Origin of the sequence: Phytoactinopolyspora endophytica, assembly GCF_004138495.1 — a bacterium.
GTDB lineage: Bacteria > Actinomycetota > Actinomycetes > Jiangellales > Jiangellaceae > Phytoactinopolyspora > Phytoactinopolyspora endophytica.
The window spans coordinates 304,744-315,318 of sequence record NZ_ML142851.1 but is presented as its reverse complement, the minus strand read 5'-3'; the positions used below and the strand labels follow the sequence as shown (position 1 = coordinate 315,318).

Here is a 10,575-nt window from a genome sequence, read left to right as displayed (position 1 = left end):
CACACCGATCGTTCTGCTCACCGGGATCGCGACGGGGAACCTGTATCTGCAACAGACCGAGGATCACGCGAACCGGCAGGCGTTCGCGGACGGCCTCGTCGCCGACGCCGTCGTGACATCGGAGCGGGACATCGAACCCGAGCTTGTCGGGCGGATCAGCGCGCTCCCCGGCGTGGCCGGAGCCTCAGAGTACGTCCACAGCACCGGCTTTGTGGAGAGCCCACGCGACCACTCACAGGATGACGAAGGCTGGACGCTGCAGGGTGTGACGGCCGAGGGTGCCGCGGCGACCGCGCCTGTCTCCGTCACCGAAGGTGAGTTCACCGACCTGCGGGGAGACAGCGTGGCGTTGGCGGCCGGACATGCCGACGAGCTCGGGGTGGGAGTCGGCGACACGATCACGTTGCGGCTCGGCGACAGCAGCATGCTCGACGCCGAGGTGGTGGCGCTGTTCTCTGCCGCCGACGACTACGACACGCTGCTGCTTCCAGCCGACGTGCTGGCGCCGCACACCACCGAGGGCCATCCTCGGGAGATCCTGGTCAAGGCCGATGAAGGTTCCGATTCGGCCCAGCTTGTGGCCGAGCTTGACCGGCTCGTAGCCGGCCAGGAGGGGCTGGCGGTGGCCGACCGTGACGACCTGTTCGCCGAGCATGCCGAGGAGCAGCAGACGATGGCGTTCGCGAACTACACCATCGTCATCGTGATTGTCGCCTACGCAGCGATATCCGTGATCAACGCGCTCGTGACGAGCACCGCCGCACGGCGCCGGGAGTTCGGGCTGCAGCGGCTCGCGGGCTCGACCCGTGGTCAGATCTTGCGGATGGTCGGGTTGGAGGGCGTCCTGGTCGCCGCCATCGGCGTCCTGCTCGGCACGATCGCGTCGATGGCGACGCTGGTGCCGTTCAGCACCAACCGGATCGACTCGTGGACGCCGTCGGGATCGCCGTGGATCTACGCGACGATCGTGGGTGTTGCGGTGGTGCTCACGCTGGGCGCCACTCTGATACCGGGCTGGCAGGCAATGCGGTCCCGGCCGGCGGAAGCCGCCGTCGCGGTCGAGTGAGCCGTCGAGTGAGCGGATCGGGGTTGCATGCCGGTGGGGAGGTTGGAATAGGGATCTCCCGGCATCCAGATGCGTGGGCATGTCTGGCTCCGGTTGATCTGTAGCCGGGCTGGGCGACGTGGTCCGGTGCGGAGGTTGGAATAGGGATCTCCCGGCACCCAGTTGCGTGCACATGTCAGGCTCGGTCGATCTGTGGCCCGGCTGGGCTTGAGCCGGGAGATCCCTATTCCAACCTCCGCACCTCTGCCGTCTCCGTCGTTGGGCGCGGCGCGGTTCCTACGGCACGGTTCCGGTGACGACGTGGCCGACCAGCGGGGCATGCAGCGCGCCGTCGTCGGTGACGTACGGCTGCAGCACGTCGCGAGCTCGTTCCTTGATCCGGCCGTACGTCGCGTCGTCAATGCGGTCGATCAGCGGCGAACCCTCTACCTCGGTGATCACGAGTCCGTCGATGGTGTCGAAATGTGCGGTGCCCGTGTGGGTTCGAGCCGTGATCGAGCCGAGCCCAGCGGACTCGAACATCGCGCGTAGCTCGTCGAGGTCGCCGCACGACCAGTAGGTCTGTACCAGCGACGCCGCGTCCGGCCCGGCCTCATCGGCGACGATCGACACGAACCCGTCGTACGCCGGCTGGTCGGGCAGGGCAGCCGGAACGACGATGGCGACCGTGCCACCGGGCGCCGTCACCCGGGCCATCTCAGCAAGCGCACGAGCCCGGTCCGGGAAGAACATGAGCGCCATCTGACACAGCGTGATGTCGAAAGCCCGATCGGGGAACGGCAGATTCCCGACGTCGCCCTGGTGCCATTCGAGGTCGGGCCGCACTCGGCGGGCCACGGTGAGCATGGACTGGTTCAGATCCAGCCCGACCACCGTGCCGTCGTCGCCCAGCCGGTCCGCGACCGTGCGGGCGACGATGCCGGTCCCGCAGCCGACGTCGAGCACCTCCTGGCCCGGGCGGACGCCCGCGGCATCGGCCAGCAGCGGCGCCCACTCGGCGAACAGGCCGGGAACGAACCGCGCCTCGTACACCTCCGCTGTCTCGAGCGGGATCTGGAAGGTCTCTGTGCTGGTCATGTCGGCTCCTTCGGTAGACGTGTTGGATGCAGCGTCCCGCGGTGCCGCCACCGAAACATGGGTGCGTGTACCTATTCGGACACGTCATCTCCACAACCGGGTGCGCTGGTGGCATGCTGGTTTCACCATGACCACGGCTGCCGAACTGCTGGCGGCTGGTAAAGCCGCACTGGCGCGGGGCGACTGGACACTGGCCCGGTCGCTGCTTTCGGACGCCGTCGCGCTGCGGGAGAGCGCCGAAGGGCTGCACGAGCTGGCGAAAGCGGTCGAATGGGCAGCCGATTATCAAGCCGCGATCGAGCTGTACGAGCGCGCCTTCGTCGCCTACCGCGAGCTCGGCGAGAGCCGGAGACCCGCGCTCATCGCCGGCCGTGAGCTCAGCTTCCTGCACGCCGCCGTATACGGTAACGACGCCGTGGCGGCGGGATGGCTCGCGCGGGCCCGGAGCCTGGTGTACGAAGCGGGCGAGTGTGTCGAGTCGGGCTGGGTGGAGCTGGCCGAGGCGTTGGCGACCGACGATCCTGAGGAGAAGAGCGCCCACGTACGCGCGGCGATGGACGTCGCCGACCGATTTCACGCCGTCGACCTGCGGTTCTGCGCGATGAGTAACGACGGCGTGGCGCTCGTGCTGCAGGGCCGGGTCGATGACGGCATGCGCACGCTCGATGAGGCGGCGACCGCCGCGGCGAGTCGCGAGGTCGTCGACTACATCACGGCGGGCGAGATCTACTGCCATATGTTGCTGTGCTGCGAGCTGACGCTCGACGTGCCACGGGCCCGGCAATGGAGCGGCATCGCGACGGCGTACGGGCAGCGGTCGAACACGCCGTGGGTCTCCGCGATCTGCCGCACCCATTACGGCGCGGTTCTCACCGCCGCTGGCGAATGGAGCGACGCCGAGCGGGAGCTGACGTCGTCGATCACGCTCTTCGACGCCAGCTACCGGGCGTTGCGTTCCAGCGCTATGGTGCGGCTGGCCGACCTGCGGGTGCGCCAAGGCAGGTACGACGAGGCGGGCAGGCTGTTGGCCGGCTTCGAGTTCGACTCGTACGCGGTACGGCCGCTGGCAAGGCTTCATCTGGCGCGCGGTGAGCACGCCGTGGCGAGGCGGCTGCTGCGACGCGCGCTGGAACGCACCGGCGAACAGGTGTCGTGGCCCATCGAGCTGGCGCTGCTCGCCGAGACGGAGGCAGCTGCCGGCAACGTCGACGAGGCACGGGAGGTCTGCACGCAACTGAGCGCCGTCGCCGCTGGGTCGGACGTGCCATGCTTCCGGGCCTTCGCCGAGTACGCGGCGGGTGTCGTCTGCGCCGCCGCCGATGAGCCGGAGGCGCTCGCGCACTTCGAGGCGGCGCTGCCTCGGTTCGTGCGGGCCGAGTTGCCGCTGGAGGCGGCACGCACCCGGCTGGCCATCTCACAGGCCATCGCCGACGCCGAACCGGAGGTCGCGCAGGCGGAGGCGCGCGCGGCGCTCCTGGTGTTCGAGGAGCTCGCCGCCGGCGTCGATGCCGACGCGACGGCGCGGCACCTGCGCACCCTTGGCGTGCATGGCCGGTCGGCGCCACGCGTCGCCGGTCCGCTGACCCGTCGGGAGGCCGAGGTGCTCGCGCACATTGGCGAGGGCATGACGAACGAACAGATCGCGGACCGTCTCTACATCAGCAAGAGGACCGTGGAACACCACGTCAGCAGCATCTTCGCCAAACTCGGCGTCGCCACCCGGGCCGCGGCCGCCGCATATGCGCTGCGGCAGCCGCCACCGGACACGACCGTCGCCAGCGGACGCTCACGCGATGGCGCGTGAGCGTCGCCGGGAGCGACGTCAGTTGCGCGACGTGTCGGACCCGCCTGGATGCTCGCTGACCAGCTGGTGAGCGCGCTGATGCGAGACACCGAGGATCGTGCCGATGTCACGCAGCGAGACCTTCATGTCGTGCAGTCCGCGGGCCGCCGACCGTGCCTCGGCCGCGGCCTCCGCCTTGGCCCACGCCGCCGTCTGGCGCAGCTCGCGTGCGCGGTCGATGTGTTCCTGGGCAAGCTGCGGGACGACGGGCCGCACGATGACGTTGAGCTTGTCCTCTGCGACCTCGAGCATCTCGGCCAGTACCCGGCGATGTTCCGCGACCGCATGGTCCAGCTGCTTGGCCGTCGTGTCGATATCCGGCCGTTGGTCACACCGGACCGACCATCGATCATCCACCTTGGTGGCCGTGCTGGTGTAGGTGCGCTCGACAGGTGCGAGTTCCTCCACCGAAACCGTGGACGTCATGGCCGGACCTCCTGGTCAGGTTGGATCTAGGCCCCGTCGTAGGAGGTGCCGTTCCGGGCGGGGCGACCTTTGCCGTCGTGATCTTGCTCTAGCCTATTCACTGGAGGCCGCCTTCGGTACCGAGATTCGCCGCGCCCAACGGGCACCGCGCCGTGCGGGGCGTCGTCGTTTCCCGTCTCCGCGGAGCGCGATCGGGCCGGACCGATACCGTATTGCGTATGACGTCGACCCGCGGCCATCTCAGGCTCGTCGCAGATCCCGTCGAGGAGGCGGCACCGCCATCGCGCCGTCGAGCCCGTCGTCGGGATGTTGTCTCCTACCAGCTGCGGATCGAGCTGGACGGAACCAGCCCTCCGGTGTGGCGGCGACTCGAACTCGCCTCCGACCTGTTCCTCAACGATGTGCACGACATCATCCAGGTGGCCGTCGGCTGGACCGACAGCCACCTTCACCAGTTCGGATCCGGGCCCGCGTACTACAGCCACGAGACCGAGTACTACCTCTGCCCGTTCGAGATCGAGGAAGCACCGGACGGCATTCCGGAAGAACACGTCCGGCTGGACGAGGTTCTCGCCGAGCCCGGTGACACGCTGTTCTACTGCTACGACTTCGGCGACGACTGGCTGCACATCATCGAGCTGGAGGCGGTCCGGCCGCGCGACGAGTCAAGGCAGGGCGCGAGATGTATCGGGGGTGAACGGCCCGGCCCGGCGGAGGACTGCGGCGGAGTGCCCGGATACGAGATGTTCGCTGCCGCCAACGATGCGACCAACCCGGACCGCGACCGCGCCGCGGCCGAGCTCCGCGACATGTACGGCTTCGACATCGATCCGACCACCCACGAGCCGGTGCCGTTCGACGCCGACGAGGTGAACCGCATCTTGGCCGAACTGAGCAGCGCGGACATGCCGGCTGTCGGGGACCTGCCGGCGCCGCTGCTCGAGATCCACAACTCCATCGGCTCCACGCCAGGCCGGCGGCGCCTGCGTCGGCTGATCGGGGATGCTCGCCTCGGTGATCCGGTGATGATCGACGTGGAGACGGCCACCGCCATGGTCAGCCCGTACACCTGGCTGCTGGATCGCGTCGGCGACGACGGCATCAAGCTCACCAACGCCGGCTATCTACCGCCGGCGCATGTCGAGGCCGCGATGGCCGAACTGAACATGGAAGACGAGTGGATCGGCAAGTTCAACCGCGAGGACCAGACGCTGCCGGTGCTGCTCCTGCGGGAGACGGCGCAGAAGCTGGGGCTGGTGCGCAAGTATCGCGGCAAGCTGTTGCCGACGTCTCGCGCCCGCAGGTTGCGTGACGACCCGGTGGCACTGTGGTGGCATCTGGCTGCCAGCATGCCGCTGAGAACGAGGGACCCGTTCGACGCACAGGCGAGCCTGCTGTACCTCACCGCCGTGGCCGCCGACGCCGCCAATGACGGCACCGGTCGTAGCCGTGGCGGCGTTGACAGCGACGATCGAGACAAGGATCACCACAACGGCGGGGACTCGGGCCGGCACCGCGAAGCGCTCGTCGCCCGCCTGCTCACCGACGCCGGATGGAGAGTCAGCGGCGGTGCACCGCTGGGCAGCAATGCCGTCATCCAGGGAATCTTAGACACCGAGTACGTGCTGCGGCGGCTGGGCGCGTTCGACAAGCTCGACTGGTTCACCTACGTGGGCGCGAACGTGACGCCCCGGGGCATCACCTTCGCTCGCGCCGCTCTGCGAAGCACGGAAAAATAGCAAGCACTTTGCCATAATGGCAATGAAGTTTGCACGATGAGCACGAAGCTCGCATAGTCGTCGTGGAGGTGGTCACGATGACAGATCAATTGAGAGACGGCTACGACGTAGCGGTGATCGGCGGCGGCGCCGCAGGCCTGAACGGGGCGCTGATGCTGGGCCGGTCGCGCCGGTCAGTAGTGGTGATCGACGCGGGTGCTCCGCGCAACGCCCCAGCCGCCGGCGTGCACGGAATGTTGGCGCACGATGGAGTTCCGCCGGCGGAGCTCCTTGAGCGTGGCCGTGCCGACGTTCGGAGGTACGGCGGCGACGTGGTGACCGGGGAGGTCACCACCGCGCTCCGGGACGCCGATGGATTCAGCGTCACACTGGCGGACGGCAGGTCCACCCGGGCACGCCGGCTACTGGTGACATCCGGACTGGTGGATGAACTGCCGGATGTCACGGGGCTGCGGACCCGGTGGGGCAGAGACGTCGTGCACTGCCCGTACTGCCACGGCTGGGAGGTCCGCGACCAGGCCATCGGGGTGCTGGCCAGCAGTCCCATGGCGGTGCACCAGGCGCTGCTGTTCCGGCAGCTGAGCGACGACGTCACGTTCTTCGCCCACACCGCACCGCCCCTGGCCGATGAAGACGCGGAGAAGCTGGCCGCCCGAGGCATCGAGGTGGTCCACGGCGAGGTCGCGTCGCTGAAGATCGACGAGGACCGCATCGTCGGCGTGCAGCTGCGCGACGGCACGCTGGTCAGCCGCGACGTGATCGCGGTCCAGCCGCGGATGGTGGCACGTGCGGGCTTCCTGGCCGGGCTCGGCCTCAAGCCCGTGGAGCATGCGTCGGGAATGGGCGAGCACATACCCGCGGACGCCACCGGCCGCACCGACGCGGACGGAGTCTGGGCCGCAGGCAACGTCACCGACCTATCCGCCCAAGTCGGATCCTCTGCTTCGGCAGGCGCTCTCGCAGGGGCACAGATCAACGCCGACCTGGTCACCGAGGAGACCGACACAGCCGTCGCCGCCCACCGTCACGAGTCCTAGGCAGAGTCCGAGGCTGGCTAGGCAGGCGTTCGATTCGCTGGTACGACATCGAGAGCGATGCCGAGGCACTGCGCTTGAGCCAGCTTGCCCAGGCGACAGCGGCCGATCTCCCGCTGGTGCTCGTGCCCGACGGTGCGACGCTCCGCTCGCCGTCGACGCTCGACGTGGCCGGCGCCCTCGGCCTGCGCACCAGAGCCGAGCAGCCGCTGTACGACGTGTGCATCGTGGGTGGCGGTCCGGCGGGCCTGGCCGCCACGGTGTACGCGGCGTCGGAGGGTCTGAGCACCGTCATCGTAGAGCGTGAGGCGCCTGGAGGTCAGGCTAGTCAAAGTGCGGCGATCGAGAACTACCTGGGGTTAATCCTCCAGGTTCGCGAGCCAGTCGGTCCCTCCCGTGATCTTGTAGTAGCCCGCCAGCGAGTGGCACTCACCGAGGTCGAACGTCGCAGGGCGATGGCGGTAGTTTCGCAAGATGTACTCTGACGCGTCCGCTGCGTGGAACACGCGCAAGGCAAACCCGAGCGCTCTCTGCTCGGCGGTGGTGATGTTCCGTACTTCGCGGTACGCCGCCAGCGTCCGGCGCGCTGCTCCGATGTCGTACCCAAAGTCAGCGCCCCTTGCCCACGAGTGCAGCAGCCCGGCGATATCGAGGACGAATGGGCCAGAATAGGACTCGTCAAAGTCGATGAGGCCTACGATCTCACCATGAGGCTCCACCAGGACGTTCTCGCTGTGCATGTCGTGATGGATAAGACCTCGCGGCAGATCCGGAGTGAACACCTCGGGCGCTTCTGCCAGAAGTGCCCGTCCGTGCTCGGCGAACCTCTCTGCTCCTGGCTTGGCGCGCAGCAGCGGATCCTCTTGGCAAGCGAAAGTGAACGCTCCGATGCGATACAGATCGGTCCGGGAACGCCTACCTCCGAACGTCTGTCCGGCGGTCAGTTTGTGCATCCGAGCCGCGAGTCTGGCCACGGCCGGACCGCTCTCAGAGTCGTCATCAGAAATCGGGCTTCCGCTGACGAAATCGAAAAGGACGACGGATGCTCCCTCGACATCGAGGGCGCGCTTTCCCTCGGGTGTTCTGATAAGGCGGGGGGTGGGAAACCCCACACTCCCGAGATAGTCGATGGCGTCAAGCTCAAACTGCACCTCTTCCGCAGGTGTTACGCCGTAGCGGCGTAGGACGAAGCGCTCGTCGGCGCGGCTGACGAAAAGGCTCTCGTTGTCGTCGCCCTGGCTGGTAGGGGAGACCACAACCCCGCTGGTCAAGCCATAGGCCTTGAGGGCCGCATCGACCCATTGCTTAGTAGGCAACAAAGTCCGCCTCCAGCACGGAAGTATTCACCTGTGGCAAGTCGGATAGGGCCGTGTAAGACGGGTCATACGTGAACTCCGGATCAGCAGTTTGCGGAACGCCGATCGATTCGCCCGACGACTGCGCCGTACATAGCCACGAGGAGCCTACGAGGAGCCATCAGCGCTCCTGTCTACGTACATAGACGTTACCAAACGTTCACGTACGTAGACGAACGTCCAGGAACAACGGATGTCATCTGGAGATCCGCGGCACGAGTGCTGACTCGTGGCGGTCGCGGCCAACCGTGACGAAGTCTAGGCAGAGTCCGAGGCACGGTCGCCCGGTTCGTGCTGGCGACCGTGCCTCGTTCTGCGACGTGACTCTCGGCGTTCGAGCGGGTCCGGACCTCAGCCGGCGCCCGCGGGCACGGCATCGCCGGTCTCGGTTGTCGGACCCGCCGGTGCGCCCAGCACGCCGGCGTCCTCATCGATCGAAGCAGCGTTGACGGCCGAATCCGAACTGGGTGCGCCGGCACTCGTCGGCGGCACCCGGCGCAGGATCGTCAACGACAGCACCGCAGCCGCGAGGGCAAGCACCGCAGCGATGCCCGCCGCCACGTTCAGACCGCTGGTGAACGCCTCACGAGCAGGTTCGAGCAGCGTGTCCGCAGCCGTGGCCGGCAGCTCATTGACCGCGGCCAGGGCCCCCGGGAGCGTGTCCCTGGCGTTGTCGGCCGCCGGACCGGTCAGCCCAGCCGGGACCTCGTCGGCCATGCCGCTGCGGTAGACCGCCGTGCCGATGCTGCCCAGGACCGCGATGCCCAGGGATACGCCGAGGTCGCTGGCCGTCGTGTTGACCGCCGACGCCGCACCGGCCTTCTCAGCAGGGGCGGACCCGATCACCAGGTTGGTGGTCAGCGCCATGGTCGGCGCGATGCCCGGGTACAGGATGTAGAAGCCGACGATCAGCAACGTCAGCCCGGACGGACTTCCGACCTGGGTGAGCACGCCGTAGCCGATCGCCGAGAGAAGCAGGCCGGCCGCGATGATGGACGCTGGACGGAACCTGCGGGCCAGCATCGGCGAGACGGTCGACGCCACGACCAGCAGCAGCGCCGCCGGCAAGATCCACAGCCCGGCCTCGAGCGGCGACAGCCCCGCCACCAGCTGCAGGTACTGCGTGAACAGCAGGTAGACGCCGCCAAGTGCCACCGCCGCCAGCAGGAACACGCCCAGGGCGCCGCTGAAGGCCCGGTTGCCGAACAGCCGCACATCGAGGAGCGGGTTGGGTAGGCGCAGCTGCCTGCGGACGAAGACGACGGCCACGGCCACACCTGCGGCGAGGGCCAGCGCGGGTCCCGTGAAAGTCTCGGCCTTTGCGAGTTCCTTGACGCCGTAGACGACGGGGAACAGCGCGGCCATCGACAATGCCACACTGAACACGTCCAACCGCCCGGCATTGGGTGCCCGGTACTCCGGCACCAGCAAGGGTGCCGCGATCACCACGAGCGCCATGACGGGAACACCCACAAGCAGGGCGGCTCCCCACCAGAACGTTTCGAGCAACAGCCCGCCCACCAGGGGACCGACCGCCACGCCTACGGACACCGACGCCGCCCACAGCCCGATGGCGGTCGCCCGCTGCCGCGCATCCTGGAACATGTTGCTGATGAGCGCCAAGGTGGCCGGCATCACCGCCGCCGCGCCGAGCCCCATGACGGCCCGGGACGCGATCAGCAGCTCGACGCTACCCGAGAACGCCGCCACCGTCGACGCCGTGCCGAAGGCCACGGCTCCGAAGAGTAGGACACGGCGTCGCCCGACCCGATCACCGAGGGTTCCCATGGCGACCAGGAGCCCGGCCATCATGAAGCCGTAGATGTCGTTGATCCACAACACCTGCGAGCTGCTGGGCTGCAGGTCGGCCGCGATCTGCGGCGTGGCGAGAAAGAGCACGGTCATGGTCAGGAAGAGCAAGATGGTCGGCAACAGCAGCGTCGCCAAGCCAAGCCATTCTTTGACGCCGGCGCGCGGCGTCGGCACAGATATTTCGGTCGAAGACATGCGAAACCTTTCCAAGGTCGAGGTGAGA

At 68.0% G+C, this 10,575-nt stretch carries 8 protein-coding genes and 1 pseudogene; 5 read left to right on the top strand and 4 right to left on the bottom strand.

Going from position 1 to position 10,575, the window contains the following annotated elements; genetic code table 11:
• The coding region (locus ELR45_RS37140) for an ABC transporter permease (protein ID WP_205856182.1) at positions 1-1,066 on the top strand (1,066 nt) is incomplete at its 5' end.
• A gap of 276 nt (positions 1,067-1,342) precedes the next feature.
• Here the strand turns inward: ELR45_RS37140 and ELR45_RS07245 are convergent.
• On the bottom strand, positions 1,343-2,143 hold the full coding sequence (locus tag ELR45_RS07245) for a class I SAM-dependent methyltransferase (RefSeq protein WP_129664688.1): 801 nt from the start codon (positions 2,141-2,143) through the stop codon (positions 1,343-1,345).
• A 127-nt stretch (positions 2,144-2,270) separates the two neighbouring features.
• Here ELR45_RS07245 and ELR45_RS07240 point away from each other — a divergent pair, with 127 nt between their 5' ends.
• Positions 2,271-3,947, top strand: coding sequence for a LuxR C-terminal-related transcriptional regulator (locus tag ELR45_RS07240; protein WP_129664686.1), 1,677 nt, complete (start codon positions 2,271-2,273; stop codon positions 3,945-3,947).
• A gap of 18 nt (positions 3,948-3,965) precedes the next feature.
• Here the strand turns inward: ELR45_RS07240 and ELR45_RS07235 are convergent, their stop codons facing one another.
• On the bottom strand, positions 3,966-4,412 hold the full coding sequence (locus ELR45_RS07235) for a hypothetical protein (protein WP_129664684.1): 447 nt from the start codon (positions 4,410-4,412) through the stop codon (positions 3,966-3,968).
• Between the two features lie 218 nt (positions 4,413-4,630).
• Here ELR45_RS07235 and ELR45_RS07230 point away from each other — a divergent pair, with 218 nt between their 5' ends.
• From ELR45_RS07230 to ELR45_RS42560, 3 genes and pseudogenes are all read left to right on the top strand, one after another.
• A complete protein-coding gene (locus ELR45_RS07230; RefSeq protein WP_129664682.1) occupies positions 4,631-6,151 on the top strand; it encodes a plasmid pRiA4b ORF-3 family protein in 1,521 nt (506 codons plus the stop codon).
• Positions 6,152-6,228: 77 nt separating this feature from the next.
• Positions 6,229-7,188, top strand: coding sequence for an NAD(P)/FAD-dependent oxidoreductase (locus ELR45_RS07225; RefSeq protein WP_129664680.1), 960 nt, complete (start codon positions 6,229-6,231; stop codon positions 7,186-7,188).
• A gap of 116 nt (positions 7,189-7,304) precedes the next feature.
• A pseudogene (locus ELR45_RS42560) lies at positions 7,305-7,532 on the top strand (FAD-dependent oxidoreductase); the annotation flags it as partial.
• Between the two features lie 12 nt (positions 7,533-7,544).
• Here the strand turns inward: ELR45_RS42560 and ELR45_RS07215 are convergent.
• Entirely contained in the window at positions 7,545-8,501 is a 957-nt protein-coding gene (locus ELR45_RS07215; protein WP_129664678.1) for a phosphotransferase, read from the bottom strand.
• 390 nt (positions 8,502-8,891) lie between these two features.
• On the bottom strand, positions 8,892-10,547 hold the full coding sequence (locus ELR45_RS07210) for an MFS transporter (protein ID WP_129664676.1): 1,656 nt from the start codon (positions 10,545-10,547) through the stop codon (positions 8,892-8,894).
• Positions 10,548-10,575: the final 28 nt, after the last annotated feature.